This window comes from Secundilactobacillus mixtipabuli (genome assembly GCF_002217925.1).
GTDB classification, from domain to species: domain Bacteria; phylum Bacillota; class Bacilli; order Lactobacillales; family Lactobacillaceae; genus Secundilactobacillus; species Secundilactobacillus mixtipabuli.
This window is the reverse complement of the sequence record NZ_BCMF01000005.1, coordinates 197654-217244: the sequence shown is the minus strand read 5'-3', so window position 1 is coordinate 217244 and position 19591 is coordinate 197654. Positions and strand designations below refer to the sequence as shown.

Sequence of the window (19591 nt, the reverse complement as noted above, 5' to 3'; positions counted from 1 at the left end):
TTGCAAAAAGTGAGCACAAGTTACCAGAGTTATGCTATTATTGACTTGTAATTTTGAGCGTTAAACTGTTGGGGTAGGTTTCTTTTTTACAATCCTTTGGAGGGGATAAATATGAATAAGATTAAAAACAGTTTTTATGGGGCAAAGACTCATTTTAAAATGTACAAAAAAGGACGCCAATGGCTAGTCGCAGGGGTAACTGTGATGAGCATTGGCTTAGGCGTGTTGGGCTTAAATACAGTGTCCGCATCAGCTGAAACGGCTGAAACACCAATAGCAGCGCAAACAACCGAGCAAACGACTGCTGATACACCAGCGCCTACTAATACAGAACAGCCAACCACAGATCAAGCAAGCACACCTGCACCACAAGCTGACGCTACCACACCGGTAACGACTAATTTAGGTGATGCAACTGCTCAAGAAGTTGAAGCGGCTAAGACAAGTGCGATGGCAGCTTACAAAAAAACCGGTGATTCACAAGTTATCACGGCAACAGCAGCGGATGAGAGCAATCAAAATGTAACGGTTAACTTTAATTCAACTATTCAAACTGATCAGGAGCAGATTGTTTCAAGTAAGAAATTTACTAATGATTTCAATTTTAGCGTAGATGAGAATAATCGGATTCAATCAGAAAATAGTAAAACCTATGGATCGTTAACAGATATGATTCCGAATGGGTATAAACTTGAAAAAATTGATGTAGTTGGGAAAAGCAATAGTGGTGACGTTGCAAAATTGAGTTATGATGTTACTACTGGTCATGCCACATCGACCGTAGCGATTGATGATACTCCAGCGGAAATTGATCAGGAGGTTAAAGCAGTACTGACCAATGGTGTGGTGAGATTTGATGGTAATCAATTTACGATTGAGTATGATGATTTTGATTCAGCTCAATATGGTTCTGCAACTAGTAAGTTGGGATCCTTGATTAATGATATTTACACGAATTATGATTTTACTTTTATCGTAACCGATACTGCTCAGAATAAGACAGTAACCCAGCCCTATCAAACGGTAGTCAAAACAACAGATGGAAATGTTTTGAATTCACAGAATGCGGTAAACACTTATGTTGTGCGTGCTTCAGATGACGGATCAATTCTTTCTCCTATTACCATTGATTCTCAGGATCTAACGGACGCCATTCCTAGTGGTTATCATTTGACCGGTATTCAGATCGTGGATACGACCAACGTTGACAAAACAGTCATGACGGTCACCTATGATCCAAGTACCGGCGTTGGGAATGTCGTTGTAACTAGTGTTGATCCGACAACGGGGCAGACAGTGGTCAATGATTACTCGAAAAATCCAGCCAATTCAGTGGCAGCAGTTTCGGCAATGGCGCTGCAAGCAATCAAGCAGATGATTTCGCCTGACCCAACCGCTAATGGAACGCAATACACCGCCTCATTTAAGAATCTCGTTAATAAGGATACGCTTTTGAATATGAACGTTAACCAGCAATCAACGAATACGGTGATTACTTACATTGTGGCCGGTCAGCCAAACAATCCGTCAGGAAATAACGATAATCAAGGAGCAACTAACAGTGCTTCTGAAAATAACAGTACAAGTACCACGAATCCTAATCCTGAGCCAACTACGGACGATAACAGCGTAACGTCAAGCGATGCTAATACTGAAACTACAACTGCTCCAAGTACTGCAACGAATGATAATGCCAATACTGATGCTCAGAGCAATGCCTCAGACAACAGCACGGCTACATCAAGGGGTAACAACCAGATAAAAAATTTAAGCAACGCAACGAATGGCGGAACTGCAGTGAAGACAACAACTGATGCTAACCAGGTTGCCGGTTCGAAGACTAATGGTCAAACTGAAACGGGGACTTTGCCACAAACTAACGAGGATTCCGCAAGTCAGGCAAGCGCCTTGCTTGGGCTGGGTCTTCTAGCAAGCTTTGCCGGTTTGTTTGGAATTAGTCGTCGGAAAAAAGAACAACAGTAAAGAGTAAATGAATACTAACGTTTTAGAACCATCTCTGAGTTGTAGACTTAGAGATGGTTTTTTGGTGGCTAAAAAGTGTGAACTTGGAGAAATATATATTAAAGTTATAAAATGATATACCAAATATATATACTATGCGATATTATGAACATGTCGGAGGTGACACATGAAAATTTTAATTTTAGGTAGTTCTGGTATTCTAGGACAAGCCGTACTCAAGCAGTTAGCACCATTACCAGACGTGACTATTCGGGCATTTGATCGAGGGAAAAAGGGTGTTGTTTACCCAGACTTTGTCGAACATGCAGTTGGTGACGCCACAAACGTGACGGACTTAAAAGCAGCTTTAAAGGACGTTGACGTTGTTTTCTCAACGTTGGGTCCCTTCAATGTGGAGACTTATGCTACACCACTCGTTCAAGCAATGCAGGAGACGGGTGTGACCCGTTTGTTCTGGTCAACTCAGTTCCAAATTTATGATAAAGACATTTCTAGTGACAATTTAGCCTTAGCAGCGACCTTTGGTTTTGATGAAGCAACCGAACGCGGTTATGTTCAAAACCAGCGGGAAGCAGCTGATATTATTGAAGCTGGTAAACTTAACAGCACTTTATTAATGATTCACTTCTTCAAGTATGATGATACCCTTCAGCACGCTGTTTTAGATCCTAAGGGTCAGCCGGTTTCTGGCGGTCCCATCAGTATTCCTTCATTAGCAACGGTGTTAGCAGAGATGCTGCATCATGAAGCAGATTACCGTGAGGATGCCATTCAGATTTCTGCTGTTAAATAAATTTTACTATCCCTAATAAATGTGAGCTTCAGGTCAGTGTTTAATTTAAACATGTTGATCAGGAGCTTTTTTAGTTGATGATAATTCTGCAAAACACCAATCATCAAAGGGGTAATAGAGTATAATGATGGTGAAATAATCTGAAGGGAATGATTAGCCATGGCTGAACAAATTAGACCAGCAACACGTAGTAAAGCCACTAAGCAATATCGTCAAGTACTTATCTTTATGTTGACCACTTTTGCCTTATTATTCGGCATGGGGACAGTTGCCTACGCTGCGCCGACTCAGTCACAAATTTCGACTCAGCAGAAAGCGGTTAAGCAGCATTTGCAGCAATATATCAATTCGGTGACGAAGGATGGTACGGTCAGCGTTTCATTTTATAACCTCGGCGCTAATGCCAATACCACGGCAGGTGCCAGTAATACCGCCAGCTTTTATAAAGCGGGTCAGTTAGCCGTTGAGAGCCCCAATGCTCATAAGGCATACACGTCAGCAAGCACTTATAAAATGTTTATCGTTGCTAACATTTTGTCGCGGATCGACGCGGGGACACTCAATAAGAGTGTGTTAAAGTCGACAGGTTTTAAGGAAATGATCCTGCATAGCCAAAACGGTTTTGCCGAAAGCTATCTGGCTTCATACGGGTTGAGTAATATGAACAGTTTTGTGAAGAAGCAGGGCTGGTATTCACATCCGTTTGCAGCTGGCCGCGCAGCTCGGACGACTTCCGCAACGTTAGTTTCTGTGATGCGTAAGCTTGACCAGGCGCGTTATCCGTTTGATAATGCTTCCAACCGTAGCCAGGTGCTGTCGTTAATGGCACACCAAGTCTACCGTTCTGGTATTCCTGCGGGCGCAAATCAAGCCTTGAAGGGGGCTGCCACGACGGATAAGGTTGGCTGGCTTTGGTCATACAACAATGATGCCGGTATCGTGACGCTACCAAACGGTCAGCGGTACGCCATTGTGGTGATGACACACGGTCATGGTCAATCAGGATTTAGCGGTTTTCCAAAGATTGCACGGATCACAAAGAACGTCCAAACCATCGTGTATGGTAAAACAACGACTAATCAAGTGAACCAGCTTTATGCTGATTAACAACTGAATTTAAATAGTGAGTGTGCGACAAAACTCGGTAGATTCCAGAATTTAACGTAAAATAGGCCCATCCCGGCGAACTTTGTCGGGGTAGGCCTATTTTGCGTTAAATGGCCGGAATTTGAGTTTTGACGCATGAGTAGACTATATTGAAGTATCGAACCAAAGGAGAATCCTAACAATTTTTAATTAAAAAATTGATTGAAATATTTGTCGATATAGACTTATGGCACAGCCTCTTTTTAGTGTGTCAAAACTACTTGTGAGTAATTGAAAACGTGCATTGATTAACAGAGTTATTTATAATTAAAGGGTTAAGTCAAAAAAATGGTGAGAAAGAGGACCTGATTATGAGTACAGTGTTATTGTTAATTGCCGGATTACTAGTCGGTATTTTTGTGATTTCCATGGGTGGTGGTGGCGGCGCCATCTATCTGGGGCTGTTAGCTTCGGTTTTTAAAATTTCACCCATTTCAGCGGCTGCCACGTCAATCGTAACGGCTTTACCCTCAATTTTTATTGGTAGCTGGGGCTATTATCGACAGAAGAAAATCGATTTTCGATTGGGCAATCAAATGCTCATTGCAGCTGTACCGGCCGTTATTGTAGGGGCTTTAGCGGCACCCTATATTCCCGTTCATATTTACCGCATGGTGATTGGCATTATTTTAATTATCTTGGGAATTAGAATTTTCGTTCCTAATAAACAATCGTCGACGCCGAAAGCCAAAAGCTTAGTGCTTGCGTCAGTCTATGGGGTGATCAGTGGCCTGATGGTGGGGATCGCTGGTTTAAGCGGTGGCGGTCCGGTGCTTGCTGGTCTGCTGATCCTCGGATTGGATACGTTTGAAGCGGTAGCCACTTCCTCATACGTGTTAGCAGGGCTGAGTGTGGTTGGCGCGGTCATGCATTTGGCCGGTGGCAACGTGGATTGGCAGCTTGGCTTACCGCTGATGATTGGGGCGGCGGTCGGTGCCCTGATAGCGCCAATCTTGATGAGACACCTTTCAAAATCAGCCCACTTTGGATTGGTCCAACTCGTCATGGGTGTGTTGATTATTTTCATGGGTATCAATACGATGCGTTAGAATACTGATGCTTAAATTTGGAGGTTGTGATGGTTAATTTAAAGGTTGCGGGTAATCAACGCTGGAAACTAGGCGGCATTGTTGGTAGTTTAATGCTCTTTTTTGGCGTGTCATACGTGTTAAAACAAACCTTGACCAGTCACGGCAATCTCACCTTGCTTTACTCAGCGTCGCGATTTGCGCTTGCCGGTTTGTTAGGCCTCTTGATGTTTGGCCTTTTTAAGACGGCCAAATTAACAACACCTGGCAGAATTGGCTTTCAACGGCCAATTCGGATCTGGCTGGGACTGATCGTCATCTTTTTTGCTAGTCTCTTAGTGCTGAAATTGAACATCATTTTTGCGGCGGGGTTGAAATTGGGGCAACTCGTTAACATTGCGCTGATAGCAATTTCTGCTGGCATTTACGAAGAGGTGCTCTGTCGTGGATTGCTGTTTTCCTATTTTTTAGGGTATTTTCGTGCAAAAAACTATGCATTGTTATGGACCGCTGTTGCAAGCAGTTTAATCTTTGGGCTACTGCATCTTTCTCACCTGTTTTACGGGCAAAGCGTTCAAACCACGTTACAGCAGGTCTTCTATGCCTTTGTGATCGGGCTAGCTTTTTCCGCCATTAGAATTTCCACAAACGGTATCTGGGTAGGGATGATCATTCACTCGTTAATTGACTTCGATCCGCTGATTAACGTGCAAACACAGGGGAATGGCAACTGGCTGGGTTACTTGATCATTTTCACGCCATTATTGATCATTTCGTTGCTGTACTTAGTAAAAGTCAATCGGTTACTGAGTCATCAAGCACCACTAAAATGAGCGCAATGAGTAGCTGAATCCACCTGCTGAATAAGGAAAGTCGTATAATAGATGTATTCTAACAACTATATGGAGGCCACTATGACAGAAACAAACCATTTTTATGAGACCTTTCAACCGAGTCATTATAACTTATATCTAGATATTAACCGTGAAACGAAGCTGATTTCCGGCAAAACCACGATTACGGGGAATGCCTCGCAAACCGCTATTTCATTACACCAAAAATTCCTGAAAGTCGCCGCCGTTGAGGCGGATGGTGAAGCTGTTTCATTTAAATTAGATCAACCAGCTGAAGCCATTCGGATCAACCTCAAGCATGCGGGTGAGACAACGCTGACCGTGACGTATACGGCACCTTTGACCGATTCTATGATGGGAATTTACCCGTCGTATTATGAAGTTAACGGTGAAAGGAAGCAGATCATCGGGACCCAATTTGAAACGACTTTTGCGCGTCAGGCTTTCCCTAGCATTGATGAACCCGAAGCTAAGGCTACTTTTGATTTGGCAATCAAGTTTGATGAACACCCCGGTGAAACCATCATCAGCAACATGCCGGAAATTCGGACTGAAAACGGGGTGCACTACTTTGACACCACGATGAAGATGTCCACCTATCTGATTGCGTTTGCGTTTGGTGAACTGCAAAGTAAAGAAACCAAGACCAAGAGTGGCGTAACGGTAGGCGTCTTCGGCACCAAAGCACATCAAGCTAAAGAACTGGATTTCGCGCTGGATATTGCTAAACGGTCAATTGAATTTTACGAAGACTTTTATCAAACGCCTTATCCGCTGCCACATTCATGGCAGCTGGCGTTACCCGATTTCTCAGCCGGTGCTATGGAAAACTGGGGGTTAGTCACCTATCGGGAAGCTTATTTACTCTTAGATCCTGATAATACCTCACTGGAAATGAAACAACTTGTGGCAACAGTCATTGCCCATGAACTGGCTCACCAATGGTTTGGTGATCTGGTGACTATGAAGTGGTGGGATGACCTCTGGCTCAACGAAAGCTTTGCCAACATGATGGAGTATGTGGCGGTTGATGCTATTGAACCTGATTGGCACATCTGGGAAATGTTCCAGACCACTGAAGCGCCAATGGCATTGAACCGGGATGCTACTGATGGTGTCCAGTCCGTCCATGTTTCAGTGGAAGACCCAGCGGAGATCGATGCCTTGTTTGATGGCGCTATCGTCTATGCTAAGGGTGCGCGGATGCTGGTTATGGTTCGTTCATTAATTGGTGATGACGCGTTACGCAAGGGCCTTAAGAAATACTTTGCCGCTCACCAATATGGTAATGCTACGGGTGCTGACTTATGGGCAGCGTTGGGTGAGACCTCTGACCTTGATATCGGTGCCATCATGAGTTCATGGCTGGAACAGCCTGGCTACCCGGTCGTTGATGCACAAGTGATTAACGGCCAGCTGACATTGAAGCAGCATCAGTTCTTTATCGGTGACGGTAAGGATGAGGGCCGACTCTGGCAGATTCCGTTGAACAGCAATGATTCAAAGGCGCCAGTTATCTTTAAAGACGCTGAATTATCACTGGGTAATTATGACGACGTTCGTGCGCGGTTAAAGAGACCATTCCGCGTAAACGTTGGCAATAACGCTCACTTTATCGTCCACTATGACGAAACGTTGCTGAACGATATTTTAGGGCAGGCCGAACAGCTTGATGACATTACCCAGTTACAATTAATGCAGGATCTGCGGTTATTGGCAGAAGGTCAGCAAATTTCCTATGCCAGCGTTGTGCCGTTGCTGAAGCGATTTGCTGATAGTCAAGCAGCAGTCGTGATTACCGCACTGTATAGTCTAGCGAATAATTTGAAGAAATTCGTTTCACCAGATTCAGCGGCGGAAAAACAGTTGCAGCAGCTCTTTGACCGTTTGAGCCATGCCCAAGTTCAACGGCTTGGCTGGCAGCCAGTTGCTGGTGAATCCAATGATGATCAGCTAGCGCGGCCAACAATTTTGAGTGCGGCATTATACGCCCAAAATAAAGCTGGCATTGACGCTGCTCACCAAATCTTTACAGCCAACCAGGCTCACTTGGAGACGTTATCTGCTGATATTCGGGGCTTAGTGCTGACCAACGAAGTTAAACACTACGGGAGTGAAGAACTGTTTGATCAGTTGCTGTCTGCTTATCAACAGACTTCGGATGCAAGTTATAAAGCCAGCATCCGTGCAGCGTTGACCAGTACACCAGATGCAGCCTTGGTTGAGAAGCTGATCGCCCAGTTTGAAAATGCCGATATGATTAAGCCACAAGATTTGCGTGGCTGGTTCCGTGGCGTTTTAGCTAACGCCCACGGTGAGCAGGCTGCCTGGGATTGGATCCGCAACGATTGGCAATGGCTGGAAGATACGGTTGGCGGTGATATGGAGTTTGCTACTTATATTACGGTCATTACCGGCATCTTCAAGACGGCTAAACGGTTAGCAGAATTTAAAGCCTTCTTTGAACCCAAACTTAACACGCCAGGACTGACTCGTGAAATCACTATGGATATCAAAGTGATTGAGAGTCGGGTGGCTTTGATTGAAAATGAACAGGCTGCTGTGAACCAAGCAGTGGCGGATGAAGTGAAGTAAAGATCAGAATTTTAAGCCTTAAAAACGAGTGTGTGACAAAACTCGGTAGATTCCAGAATTTAACGTAAAATATGCCTATCCCGGCGAACTTTGTCGGGGTAGGCATATTTTACGTTAAATGGCCGGAATCTGAGTTTTGACGCAAGATTAGGCTATATTGAAGTATCGAACCAAAGGATAATCCTAACAATTGTTAATTAAAAAATTAATTGAAATATTTGTCGATATAGACTTATGGCACAACTTTTAGGCTTATTCTTCGTCGCCGAAGCTAAGTTCTGACATGGAGTCTTCCAGTTCTTCCAGTAAATTATTTGAGTCGATGAATCTCAGCCAATCTTCCCGGTCTTCGTGGCCGTGAAGCTGTTGGGTAATTTTGCCATGGATTTGTGCGGTGAATTCGTCGTAGAGTTTATCAGCCTGACGCTGGATAATGGCACTGTTATATCTTCTGGCTGGTGCACGTTTCAGGTTTTCATCATTCAGGTAAGGGAGTGCCTTTGCCATAAATAGGTGCTCGACCTGGCTGTTTTGCGCGAGATAAGCTTGTAATTCTGAAGGATTCAATTGCGTCACATCACTTTCCGAACGAGTGTTCTTTGCTATTAGTATAACTGAAATAGCGCTAGAGATAAACAGCTGAATTCACCTGCCATTGTGTTACAAGTGCTAATCGGTCACTATTTTCTCACGTGAACATGTTAGAATAAAGGTAATTTAACTTTAGGAGGCATTGAGCATGGCACAGATGAAGGCATCTCAGTCACTGGTAAAAGAATTAGCAAATTGGCATGTTGATCACGTTTACGGTATCCCCGCGGATTCACTGATTGACGGCTTTGCTGCTGAGCAAGATCTCGTCCGTTACATTCAGGTTCGTCACGAAGAGGTGGGCGCACTGGCTGCGGCGGCGGAAGCTAAGTTGACTGGTAAGATTGGTGTGGCATTAGCGGCGGTTGGTCCAGGTGCCGTTCATCTGATTTACGGCCTGTGCGATGCTAAGATGGATCATACCCCGATGCTAGTGATCATCAGTAACGTGGCCACCAGCATGATGAACACCCATTATTTGCAGGATATGGATGAAGATCAGCTGTTTGCTGGGCTGAATGGTTTCCACCGACAAGTTAGTGACGCCAAGCAGGTGCCCGGTACGATTCGCGCAGCCATTCAAGCCGCTTATGACACACAGTCGCCATCGGTGGTCATTATTCCAGATGATTTAGCAAACGTTGAAATTGATTACGAAGCCTTGCCCGTTCAGAGTCAAGCAAAGCTAGTTTTGGCTGGAACTGATGAGCAAGTTGCTGAAACGATTGCATTGATTAAGGCAGCCAAACACCCCGTTATGCTGGTAGGCACTGGTATCCGCAACGCGCAGTCTGAAGTCGTGGCCTTTGCCGAGAAGTTTGGCCTGCCAGTGGTGACAACGGCGCCAGCAGTGGGCTATCTGCCAAGCAATTTCGCTAACAATTTGGGCGCACAGGGAACGATTGGCACGCAACCTGCTTTCGAAGCCATGCACATGGCTGATTTAGTCGTGATGGTCGGGACCAGTTATCCCTTCATGCGGTTCATGCCTAGAACAATCAAGACGATTCAAATCAACCACAGCAGTCAGGCGTTAGGTGAGCAGTTCCCAGCCGTTCAAATGGTTCGGGCGGATGCAAAAACTTATTTAGCACAGGTGATCAAAGCTCAACCTGATGATTTACCGGAAAGTCCGTTCTTAAAAACTTGCCGGATTGCCCGTCAAAATTGGCACGGTTATTTGGATGAACGGGTCAAGGCACGTCCGGATGGTTTGCTGACCCCCGAAGCCGTGCTCCGTCAGGTATCCGAATTAGTGACGTCTGATACCGTATATGGTTTAGATATCGGCAATAATACCGTTTGGTCAACGCGGATGTTACCATTTGGCGATGGTCAGCAGATGACGATGTCGTCATGGTTTGGGGCAATGGGATACGCCTTGTCCGCGGGCATTGCTGCCAAATTGACTTATCCAGACCGGCGGGTAATTACGGTCTCTGGCGACGGTGGCTTTTCAATGGTTGTCCAAGACATCCTGACCCAAGTCCAATATCAGCTGCCGGTTATCAACGTTGTGCTGGAAAACGGCGGTTACGGCTTTATTCGCCAAGAGAAGGCCAAAGCCGGTCAAAGCGACTATGCCCTGAAATTTATTAACGCTAACTGGGCCGGCGTCGCTGAAAATATGGGTGCCATCGGCCTGCGGGTGACAAATGATGACACCTTGAAGGCAGCTATTCAAACGATCAAACAACACTTGGCGGCGGGTGATCAACAACCGATTGTGCTGGATGCCGTGGTGACGGATGAAGCACCGCTAGATACCAGTACGATGAAGCTGGACCCCGATAAGTATTCTGACCGGATGATTGGTGAGTTCAGAGTGAAGTATCATTTAGATGGTGACCGTTACCCATCATTAAGACGAATCCTAAACCGGCTTGAAGCCGCTAAATGAGAATGGAGCGAAGAGAGTAAATGAAATTTACGTGGACGGTGGAAAGTGCCGGTTTATCAGCCAAACAGGTCCTAAGCCAGCATGGCGTCAGCCACCGAATGTTTACGCAATTAAACCAAAGCAATGGCCAAATTCTAGTCAATGGAGTTTCGGTACAACCAGCCGTTAAGGTGCAACCGAATGATGAAGTGGCATTAGTTGTACCAGTGGAACCAGCCGATCCTGAAGTGCCTGTCAGTTCAGAACCATTACAGATCGTCAATGAGGATCAAAATACGCTGGTGATTTTGAAGCCAGCTGGGTTAACGGCTGTTCCTGGTCCGAGTAACCGCACTGATACACTGGTCAATCGGGTTAAAGGTCATTTGGTGAAAATGGGCGATCAAAATTTAGTCCCGCACATTATTACCCGGTTAGACCGTGATACCAGCGGACTTGTCCTCATTGCTAAACACCGGCTTGCGAACTCCTGGTTAAACCAGCAACTCGCTGATCATCGTTTAAAAAAGCGTTACTTAGCGATTGTGAGTGGTCAGCTGGAGAAAAATCATGACCTGATTGACGCGCCGTTGAAACGTTCTGATGATGGTTTTGATCAGATTGTGTCACCGGACGGCAAATCAGCTCAAACAGAGTACTGGGTTCGACAGGCTAGCGCCGACTGGACGCTGGTAGAAGTTTTACTGCATACGGGCCGAACACATCAGATTCGGGCACATTTCCGATCCATCGGGCACCCGCTGCTGGGCGACGAGTTATACGGTGGTCCTAGCGACCAGATAACTCGCCAAGCCTTGCACGCTTACCAACTGGATTATCAAGATTCCGTGACTAATGAACCGATGCATTTTGAAGCTGATTTACCGGCAGATATGTTAAAAGTGATTCATTGAGCAATTTGAAAAATCATGCAATTCAGTGAATGATTATCTGAGCAAATCATGTTGAAAACGAGCCTATTTTAAGAAATTATCTCATAATAAATTTTTTAGTGTAAAACGCTTGCTATTCCTGGAAATACCTGTATTATGGCAATTGTAAAAAATACTAAGGAGTGAATTTGATGACAACTAGTGATGTGTCACAGCAGGCGATCGCCAAGATTTTAGACCAAATGGACGAAAATCTTTCCGAACTATCGTGGTTTGACTGTGACCTTAAAGACGAAAAGTTTGTGAAGCATATGGCTGAGATGAAAGCTTCTTTAAAAGCTGCCAAACAACCATTTGTTGAAAAAGACTTAGTCGCAGAATAGACCGTTGCTGAAGACATCTGTTTGTCGCCACCAATTTGAAACACCGTACTCAAACAGTTTTCAAAGAACACCTACTACAAGACGACTGTTTTGTGGTGGGTGTTTTTATGTGCTCAATTCATGTAACGCTATCACTGAAAGTACGACGTTGGTAGCCCTTTCAAAAAAGCGGGCTATCTTAACGGATAAGGTGTACAATATACACATAATGTATATTTGAGGGGGCAATCTTTAATGAGTCAGTTTATTGTTGAAAAACCGTTTTGGAACATTTTTCCTGAGGTCCGAATTGCCTTGATCCGGGTCACTGGCTTGGATAATCATCAATCGATCCCTGATTCAATTTTGTCGGAAGCTAACGCTCACGTGGCTGATTTGATACCAGAAGATCCAATCAGTGCTAATCCGTTTATTCGAGAATGGCGGGAGGCCTTTCGAAAGTTTAAGACCAAAAAAGGTGCCCGTTGCGCCGTGGAAAACCTCTTAAAACGTGCCAAAAACGGCAATCCGGTTCGTTCCATCAATCCGCTTGTTGACCTTTACAATGCCTTCTCGTTACGAACGGGTTATCCGTGCGGCAGTATGGATACGGCAGCGCTTAAGGGTGACATTCGGTTGACGGTGGCTGAAGGCGGAGAACCTTTCCACGCAATCAGTGAAGCTGAACCAGAACCTGCTTTGCCAGGTGAAGTGATTTATGAGGACGAGAAGGGCGTCATTAGCCGTTGCTGGTGCTGGCGTGATGCTGAACGGGTTGAGACCCGCGATGACTCGACTGCCGTAACGATGTACATCGAGTGCTTAAAGCCAGAGTGGCAAGCTGACCACGAAAAGGCAGTCAATGAATTAACTGACCAGATTGAAAAGTATCTGGGCGCTAAGACAGAAACTGTCTTTATTGATATTGATCACAATGTCGCCGATTATGACTAGAATATTAAATTAACACCCACCACGAAACAGTCGTTTTGTGATGGGTGTTTTTTGCGGTAAACTATTAGAGAAAGGAGTGAAGATGATGGCGGAGAACCCAGAGGTACAATGTCTTGTGGATGGTAAAACCTACCACGTTGATGAAGGGCTATACCTGGCTGATTTGTCCACGACAATTCGGCAACGGGTCAAGAGCGACTATCCTGAAGCAAAGGTCACGGATTTTATCTGCGGTCACCATTTGCTAAAGTACCGGCTAGCTAACGTTGACGCGATGATTAACTCAGATTTAAAACAGAGTCAAAAAATCAACCGTAAGCTGACGCGAGCGATGCAAAGCGACGATTACGAAATTACCGATGTGAACGAGACCCTCTCTAAAAGCCTGACCTTTGGTGAACGGGTGGCGGATGATGTGGCTCGATTTGGTGGTAGCTGGGGATTCATCGGCATCTTTGTGTTTATCCTCTTGGCATGGATGCTGATCAATGGCCTGCAATTATTCGGCGTTCATTTTGACCCTTACCCATTCATTCTCTTAAACCTTGTTCTGAGTTGCATTGCGGCGATTCAAGCGCCAATTATCATGATGAGTCAAAACCGTTCGGCTGACCGTGATCGGATGGCGGCTGAAAATGACTTCCACGTTAATTTAAAATCGGAACACGAATTGCGGATCCTGCACGCTAAGCTGGATCACCTTTCTCAAAATCAGATTCCACATACACTTGAAGTTGAAAAATTACAAATCGAGATCTTGTCAGAAATTCGCTCTGAATTAGCAGAGTTACGAGATCGTCAGGAATGAAAAAAAGCGAGAGTGTGACACGACTTGGTAGATTCCAGGACTTAAATAAATAAACCTAATCCCGATGTTTTTGTCGGGATTAGGTTTATTTGTTTTGAATTAATCATCAAAGGTTTTTAATTTTCCACGAAAATCTTCAATACTCGAATAACCTTTTTCGGCCATGATCTCCGTGAGTTCTTTGGCTAAACGGTCAAACAGGGCTGGACCCTCATAACCGAACTGGGTGCCAATTTGAACCATTGAAGCACCGCAGAGGATATGTTCAAAAACGTCAACACCGTTAATAATGCCGCCGGTACCGATAATCTTGATTTCGGGTTTTAGCCGCAATGCCAAACCGCGAACGTTGGCTAATGCGGTGGGCTTGACGATTGCACCGCCAATGCCGCCGAAGCCGCCTTTAGGCCGAATGACAACCTGTTCGGATCGCGGATCCACCACGAGCGCATTACCAATACTATTGATTGAATTGACGAAAGTGAGGGGATACTGGTTTAAAATGGCTGCAATCTGATCAAAGTGAACCAGATCAAAATAAGGCGGTAATTTGACGCCCAGTGGTTTCGTGTAGAAGTCGAAAACGTGCTCCAAAACAGCATGAACGCGGTCAAAATCATACCCGACCTGTGGCTTACCAGGAACGTTTGGGCAAGACAAGTTAAGTTCTACAAAACCCGTGTATTCCGAATCCTGAATCTGGTGCAGCATAGCTAAGTTATCTTCCAAACTCGTGCCAGCTACGGAAAGAAAGTTAGTCGAATCCGGCCGCTTCTGTTGGTCGCGAATAACGTAATCCAAATAGTAGTCCAGGCCGTTATTAGGTAAGCCCATCGAATTAATACTGGCTTTAAGCAGGGTATGCATCCGTGGAGATGGATTACCTGCTCGCTCCTGAGGCGTGGCACTTTTGGTCACGTAAGCGCCGGCGTTGGATTGGACCAATGCGTCTAAATCTTTCTTGTTCTGACAGCGAACTCCCGCCGCATTCATCATGCAGTTATCGAAAGTTTTGCCACCAATAGTCGTTGCTAAAGTTGTCATCAAAAATCAGCTCCCTGTCTGAATTTATTTGGTATTCAATTGCCGTTAAGCTTACAGGAAAAGTTTGCCAGAGTCAAGGTAGGATAATAGCAATCAGCTGATAGTTTTATGAATGTTACTTTTTCGATAGTTTTGGCAGACAAGTGGCACTGAGAACTGGTAAGATAGAGCTTAAATATTTAAAGGAGGGAAAAACTTTGAGCGAAAACGAACACGCCGCATTGAAGCTTGGCGATGATAAATTTACTGAGATGATGCTCTTTTTAAAGACCCCCATTGATCAGAAAAACCACCTGGATTACCGGTTCGGCGAATCTGAACTGCGGGAACTGCAGACGGGGATTTGGGCAATGCCAGCGTACTTAGAAGATGATGATCCTTACAGTTTGTTTTTCCTGTTCACGACGATTGAGACGGGTGAGATGGTCGTGGCCTTTGCAGAAGGCACGCGTCAAGATAAGCAGCTGCGGTTAGGGCAACCAATGACGACGGGCGCAGGATTGAACAGCCTGTTTGCTCAGCAAGAAAAGCGGGCGCAACGGGTCCTGAAATTTTTGAATGATATTTCCCGAGCTGATGAAGCTGAATGGCACGAAATTCTTAATTAAATGGCTTAAATGTGATGGTTAGGCCTTCTTGACAACCTTAGGGCGAGCTTCTATACTTAGCTCTAATCAATAACCTTTTAAACTTAGTCCCGTGAGGCTAATAAAGGGTCGGCGCTGGTAACAGCATTAACAAACGACACCTCTATACCTGCGGGCATAGAGGTGTTTTTCGGTTTAACAACAATTTTCAAACGCTAGAAGGGGGAGCATTTCAATTGGCAAAAAATGGCTTAGGACGAGTGCCGGCAATTCCGATGAGCGCACGTCACATGTCCTACTGGGATATGTTTGCAACCTGGGTTGGCGCTAATGCCAACAACGGAACGTGGTATATCGGTGGGGTGATTGCAGCCTGTGGCTTTTTGACAGCCTCAACGACGCTAATTATATCTGGCGTCATCTCTTATCTGTTATTAGCAGCTGCCAGTTATATGGGCTATAAAACGGGGCTCACAGCAATGACATTAACACGGGCATCGTTTGGCTTGCGAGGAAGCCTATTACCCTCAGTGATCAATCTCGTTCAGTTTATTGGTTGGGCAGCGGTGAATACTTTTATTGCGGCCACGTCAATGAGTTTCCTGTTTCACGATTTATTTGGATGGCCAGTTTACGGTAAACCCGGTGGCACTATGGGCTTAACTGTCGGCATTGTCGTCATGAGTATTTTTCATTTGCTCAGCATTTCTCTGGGGCAACGCTCCGTTCAGCTGATTGAGCGAATTGGCATTGTTTTAGTTTTCATCTTCGTGATTTGGGAATCCATTGTAGTCTTCAAAACGGTTTCCTTCCACCAGATTTTAAACTGGCAGCCACCTCATGATCTAAAAATGACCCCCGGTGCGGCAATTGATGTTCTAGCAGCTTTCAACTTAGCTTGGGTAACTGCAGCAAGTGACTTTTCACGGTTCACTGGCGTTAAAAAGAACGCGACGCAAGCCTCTTTTCTCGGCGCTAACTTAGGCCTGTTCTGGTTTGCGTTTATCGGTTTGATTGCCACGATTGGCACGGCCATTACGTTAAACCACTTTGATCCCAATAATTCTGATCCAAGTACGATTGCCAGTAAATTAGGGCTTGGTTTTCTAGCCATGATCGTCATTATTTTAACCAGTACAACGGCGAATGCAGTTAACCTCATGTCGGCTGGTTCAGCACTGACTAATATGACGCGTCGGCTAAGCCTTAGGGTTAGTTTATGGGTGGTAACGCTGGTAGCAACTGCCGTCACGTTTCTACCCGTGTTCGTAGCATCATTTCTAACCGTTTTTACGGCCTTCCTTGATGGTATCGGGATGGTTCTTGGCCCAGAGATCGGCATTTTTCTAGTGGATTATTTCTGGTTGCGGCGTGAGCAGTACCACGTTGATGATTTTACCAAAGTTCACGGCCAGTATTGGTATCGTGGCGGTGTCAATTGGATCGCCATTTTGGTTTGGGTGGTCTCAGTCGCCTGCTACATTGGGTTAAAACACGTGGCCATTGTTGCGGATACCATTGGCGCTACTTTCGTTGTCATCGTACTGAGTATGGTCTTGTATGGGTTCTTAATGAAAATCACGCAAAACCAGGGTGAATAGGTTTCAAACCTGGTTTGATAATGTTATTCTTACTATAGTGACAGGATATGACTGACTAATACTGGAAATACTTTTGAAGTTTGTCTTTGAATGTAGTTTGATAAACGTCGCTAGTCGCTAAACTTGACAAATTTGCCATGGATGGCGCTACAATGCGCTTTGAGTGTTTAGTGTAAGCTGAACCAGTAATCGTATCTGAATGACGGGTAAGTGAAAATTAAGAAATTGATTTTCTCAGTGCTAGTCGGTCACCCTGACACTCGGAAGGTTCCTTCAGTGAAAAACTGGGGGAGCCTTTTCGTGTAGAGTGTGAAAATAAGCGTTTAGAGAGTGGAGTATAGGGGCCCTTAAACGAAAATTCATGAACTTGGAATTTTTGTTTAAGGGCCCCTATATGCAACTCTCTGCTTATTTGAACACGTTTAAGCTCTCTAAAAGCAATGCTCGAAAATCCTGTTCTGGGATTTTTGTCCGGGCTTCCTTAGACGCAAGTCTCTGCCTGTCGGAACACGTTTGGGCTACATAGCATTAACACAAGGAAATCCGGTTTTTGGATTTATGTCGGGGTGCCCCTAGATGCAAGTTTCTGCCTGTCGAAACACTTTTAAGCTATCTAAAAGCAGCCCACTTAAACTTAGTGAATTTGAAAATCACCAACCAGCAATAACTATTCTAGAGCTAACACCACCGTTTCACCAGCTTCACAAACTTCATGTGAAAGCCACTTTTTAACCCGCTTACAAGGTTGATTTACCGCTCTTTTAAAATTAGAAATTTCTTAATTGAATTATTAGGAAAAATCGGAGCGATTTTGCTAGACATCTTTGAACATAGGGTTTAAGATATCAAAATCTTGTGAAAAATAAAGGGGTGGAACAAATGTATTTACGTCGCGCAGAAATGAAGGATTTACCACAAATCGAATCAATCATCCAGGATGGGAAAACTCACCTGGCGGCTCAAAACATTGATCAATGGCAGGGGGGATATCCCAATACCAACGTGTTGGTTGATGACATTCAGAATGGCCATACGGTTGTGCTTGTTGAAGGTTACGAAGTATTAGGCACGGCTGCTGTTATTCCAGCACCAGACGAAAGTTATCAGCAAATTGACGGTGAATGGCTGACGCGTGACGAATCATACGTTGCCATCCATCGCGTAGCCGTCTCAGCTAACCATCGGGGCCAAGGCCTATCTGGTAAATTATTTGCGGCTATCTTCAAAGAAATCGATGAGAACTCTTCTATTGAAGGTATTCGAATTGACACACATCCTGACAACAAAGGGATGCAGCACGTGATCAAGAAGGCTGGCTTCAGCGAAACTGGCACTATTGCCATCGTCGTTGATGACCAGCAGGATCTTCGTGATTATGCGTATGAAAAATTAACTAAACTGGGGTCACTTGTTAAGACCCATTGATTAAACGACGACGTTTGCCAACTGGCGAACGTCTTTTATTTTCCAGCACCCCTAACTTGGTGAATGATTTTCCCTAAAAATGTGATAGTATTATGTTCTAGGGGGAATCGGTATGGCTGAAGATAAACGTATGTCAGGAAGAAAATTTTTTGCGGTAACTGTCCTAAATGGTGCCATCACAATAGTAGAAGCAGTTGGTGGTTTATTGTCCGGTAGTTTGTCGCTGCTTTCTGATGCCTTTCATAATCTCGGCGATACCTTTTCCATCGTCATCAGTTACATTGCCCATCGCATAAGCCTGCGTGATGAAGATGAACGTAATACTTTTGGCTACGGCCGTGCTCAGATTCTGGCAGCGATGTTGAACGCATTGCTACTCATCGTGGTGTCAATTTTCTTGGTGGTTGAAGCCGTCAAACGGTTAAGCCATCCCGAAACGATTAACGGTGAACTGATGATGGGAGTCGCTGTTGTGGGTCTCGTAGCCAACTTAGCGTCAGCCATCATGATGCATCGCGGTTCAAAGCATAATTTAAACATGAAAGCGACTTATCTTCACTTGCTGAGCGACACTTTATCATCAGTGGGGATTATCTTCGGCGCATTTATGATTCAGTGGTACAATGTTACTATGATTGACCCCATTATCACGATCATCGTGGCTGTGTATATCACTTTCGAGTCATGGCCAATCGTCCGCCACACCATCACGATTTTGATGCAGGGCGCACCTAAAATGGACTATGATGCGATCAAGCGGGATTTAATGCAGATTGATGGGATTACCAGTGTGCACCATATTCATGTGTGGATGATCGATGAAAATCGGATTATGTTTTCTGCCCACATCAATATGCGGGATATGTTATTAAGTGAGGCCGAGCCCATTTACCATCAGGTAGAAGAAGTTTTGGCTAAAAATTATGGCATTTGTCACGTGACGTTACAGGCTGAGGATGTGCGTGGACGTGGTGAAGAAATGATTTTAAATGAAGATTTAAATCAGCAACTCATAAAACGGCAAAATGAAGATTAACAAGGAGTAAGT

Annotated in this window: 17 protein-coding genes; 15 read left to right on the top strand and 2 right to left on the bottom strand. The window is 44.8% G+C overall.

Going from position 1 to position 19591, the window contains the following annotated elements:
- Nucleotides 1–111: 111 nt before the first annotated feature.
- The 6 genes from IWT5_RS06315 to IWT5_RS06290 all read left to right on the top strand — a co-directional run bounded on the left by IWT5_RS06315 (nt 112) and on the right by IWT5_RS06290 (nt 8399).
- Nucleotides 112–1983 carry a KxYKxGKxW signal peptide domain-containing protein gene (locus tag IWT5_RS06315; protein WP_089109102.1) on the top strand — a complete coding sequence of 624 codons (1872 nt, stop codon included), beginning with the start codon at nt 112–114 and terminating at the stop codon, nt 1981–1983.
- 166 nt (nt 1984–2149) lie between these two features.
- Nucleotides 2150–2776, top strand: coding sequence for an NAD(P)H-binding protein (locus IWT5_RS06310; protein ID WP_089109101.1), 627 nt, complete (start codon nt 2150–2152; stop codon nt 2774–2776).
- 159 nt (nt 2777–2935) lie between these two features.
- Nucleotides 2936–3883: a serine hydrolase gene (locus IWT5_RS06305; RefSeq protein WP_089109100.1), complete on the top strand. Its 948-nt coding sequence runs from the start codon at nt 2936–2938 to the stop codon at nt 3881–3883.
- A 350-nt stretch (nt 3884–4233) separates the two neighbouring features.
- Nucleotides 4234–4971, top strand: coding sequence for a sulfite exporter TauE/SafE family protein (locus IWT5_RS06300; RefSeq protein ID WP_089109099.1), 738 nt, complete (start codon nt 4234–4236; stop codon nt 4969–4971).
- 29 nt (nt 4972–5000) lie between these two features.
- Nucleotides 5001–5783 carry a CPBP family intramembrane glutamic endopeptidase gene (locus tag IWT5_RS06295; RefSeq protein WP_089109098.1) on the top strand — a complete coding sequence of 261 codons (783 nt, stop codon included), beginning with the start codon at nt 5001–5003 and terminating at the stop codon, nt 5781–5783.
- A gap of 81 nt (nt 5784–5864) precedes the next feature.
- Nucleotides 5865–8399 (top strand): M1 family metallopeptidase, encoded by a 2535-nt coding sequence (locus IWT5_RS06290; protein WP_089109097.1) that lies wholly within the window; start codon nt 5865–5867, stop codon nt 8397–8399.
- Nucleotides 8400–8651: 252 nt separating this feature from the next.
- Here the strand turns inward: IWT5_RS06290 and IWT5_RS06285 are convergent, their stop codons facing one another.
- Entirely contained in the window at nt 8652–8975 is a 324-nt protein-coding gene (locus IWT5_RS06285) for a hypothetical protein (protein ID WP_159459298.1), read from the bottom strand.
- Between the two features lie 163 nt (nt 8976–9138).
- Here IWT5_RS06285 and IWT5_RS06280 point away from each other — a divergent pair, with 163 nt between their 5' ends.
- From IWT5_RS06280 to IWT5_RS06260, 5 genes are all read left to right on the top strand, one after another.
- Entirely contained in the window at nt 9139–10890 is a 1752-nt protein-coding gene (locus tag IWT5_RS06280) for a thiamine pyrophosphate-dependent enzyme (RefSeq protein WP_089109095.1), read from the top strand.
- 20 nt (nt 10891–10910) lie between these two features.
- On the top strand, nt 10911–11783 hold the full coding sequence (locus IWT5_RS06275; protein ID WP_089109094.1) for an RluA family pseudouridine synthase: 873 nt from the start codon (nt 10911–10913) through the stop codon (nt 11781–11783).
- A gap of 170 nt (nt 11784–11953) precedes the next feature.
- Nucleotides 11954–12145: a hypothetical protein gene (locus tag IWT5_RS06270; RefSeq protein ID WP_089109093.1), complete on the top strand. Its 192-nt coding sequence runs from the start codon at nt 11954–11956 to the stop codon at nt 12143–12145.
- Between the two features lie 234 nt (nt 12146–12379).
- Nucleotides 12380–13078, top strand: coding sequence for a B3/B4 domain-containing protein (locus IWT5_RS06265; RefSeq protein ID WP_089109092.1), 699 nt, complete (start codon nt 12380–12382; stop codon nt 13076–13078).
- 85 nt (nt 13079–13163) lie between these two features.
- Entirely contained in the window at nt 13164–13886 is a 723-nt protein-coding gene (locus IWT5_RS06260; RefSeq protein ID WP_089109091.1) for a DUF1003 domain-containing protein, read from the top strand.
- A gap of 99 nt (nt 13887–13985) precedes the next feature.
- Here IWT5_RS06260 and IWT5_RS06255 read toward each other — a convergent pair whose 3' ends face one another.
- Complete coding sequence (locus tag IWT5_RS06255) at nt 13986–14930, bottom strand: dihydroorotate oxidase (protein WP_089109090.1); 945 nt, start codon at nt 14928–14930, stop codon at nt 13986–13988.
- Nucleotides 14931–15127: 197 nt separating this feature from the next.
- On the opposite strand from IWT5_RS06255, the gene IWT5_RS06250 reads away from it, so the two are divergent.
- The 4 genes from IWT5_RS06250 to IWT5_RS06235 all read left to right on the top strand — a co-directional run bounded on the left by IWT5_RS06250 (nt 15128) and on the right by IWT5_RS06235 (nt 19579).
- On the top strand, nt 15128–15538 hold the full coding sequence (locus tag IWT5_RS06250; RefSeq protein ID WP_225360240.1) for a hypothetical protein: 411 nt from the start codon (nt 15128–15130) through the stop codon (nt 15536–15538).
- Between the two features lie 215 nt (nt 15539–15753).
- Entirely contained in the window at nt 15754–17118 is a 1365-nt protein-coding gene (locus IWT5_RS06245) for a cytosine permease (RefSeq protein WP_439959084.1), read from the top strand.
- A gap of 879 nt (nt 17119–17997) precedes the next feature.
- Entirely contained in the window at nt 17998–18543 is a 546-nt protein-coding gene (locus tag IWT5_RS06240) for a GNAT family N-acetyltransferase (protein WP_089109089.1), read from the top strand.
- A gap of 112 nt (nt 18544–18655) precedes the next feature.
- The gene (locus IWT5_RS06235; protein ID WP_089109088.1) at nt 18656–19579 is read left to right on the top strand and encodes a cation diffusion facilitator family transporter; all 924 of its coding nucleotides are present in this window, start codon (nt 18656–18658) and stop codon (nt 19577–19579) included.
- The last annotated feature ends 12 nt before the right edge of the window (nt 19580–19591 follow it).

What these genes read in the sequence shown, in the direction of transcription:
- IWT5_RS06315 (WP_089109102.1), top strand. Translation starts at nt 112, where the DNA reads ATGAATAAGATTAAAAACAGTTTTTATGGGGCAAAGACTCATTTTAAA.
- IWT5_RS06310 (WP_089109101.1), top strand. Translation starts at nt 2,150, where the DNA reads ATGAAAATTTTAATTTTAGGTAGTTCTGGTATTCTAGGACAAGCCGTA.
- IWT5_RS06305 (WP_089109100.1), top strand. Translation starts at nt 2,936, where the DNA reads ATGGCTGAACAAATTAGACCAGCAACACGTAGTAAAGCCACTAAGCAA.
- IWT5_RS06300 (WP_089109099.1), top strand. Translation starts at nt 4,234, where the DNA reads ATGAGTACAGTGTTATTGTTAATTGCCGGATTACTAGTCGGTATTTTT.
- IWT5_RS06295 (WP_089109098.1), top strand. Translation starts at nt 5,001, where the DNA reads ATGGTTAATTTAAAGGTTGCGGGTAATCAACGCTGGAAACTAGGCGGC.
- IWT5_RS06290 (WP_089109097.1), top strand. Translation starts at nt 5,865, where the DNA reads ATGACAGAAACAAACCATTTTTATGAGACCTTTCAACCGAGTCATTAT.
- IWT5_RS06280 (WP_089109095.1), top strand. Translation starts at nt 9,139, where the DNA reads ATGGCACAGATGAAGGCATCTCAGTCACTGGTAAAAGAATTAGCAAAT.
- IWT5_RS06275 (WP_089109094.1), top strand. Translation starts at nt 10,911, where the DNA reads ATGAAATTTACGTGGACGGTGGAAAGTGCCGGTTTATCAGCCAAACAG.
- IWT5_RS06270 (WP_089109093.1), top strand. Translation starts at nt 11,954, where the DNA reads ATGACAACTAGTGATGTGTCACAGCAGGCGATCGCCAAGATTTTAGAC.
- IWT5_RS06265 (WP_089109092.1), top strand. Translation starts at nt 12,380, where the DNA reads ATGAGTCAGTTTATTGTTGAAAAACCGTTTTGGAACATTTTTCCTGAG.
- IWT5_RS06260 (WP_089109091.1), top strand. Translation starts at nt 13,164, where the DNA reads ATGGCGGAGAACCCAGAGGTACAATGTCTTGTGGATGGTAAAACCTAC.
- IWT5_RS06255 (WP_089109090.1), bottom strand. Translation starts at nt 14,930, where the DNA reads ATGACAACTTTAGCAACGACTATTGGTGGCAAAACTTTCGATAACTGC.
- IWT5_RS06240 (WP_089109089.1), top strand. Translation starts at nt 17,998, where the DNA reads ATGTATTTACGTCGCGCAGAAATGAAGGATTTACCACAAATCGAATCA.
- IWT5_RS06235 (WP_089109088.1), top strand. Translation starts at nt 18,656, where the DNA reads ATGGCTGAAGATAAACGTATGTCAGGAAGAAAATTTTTTGCGGTAACT.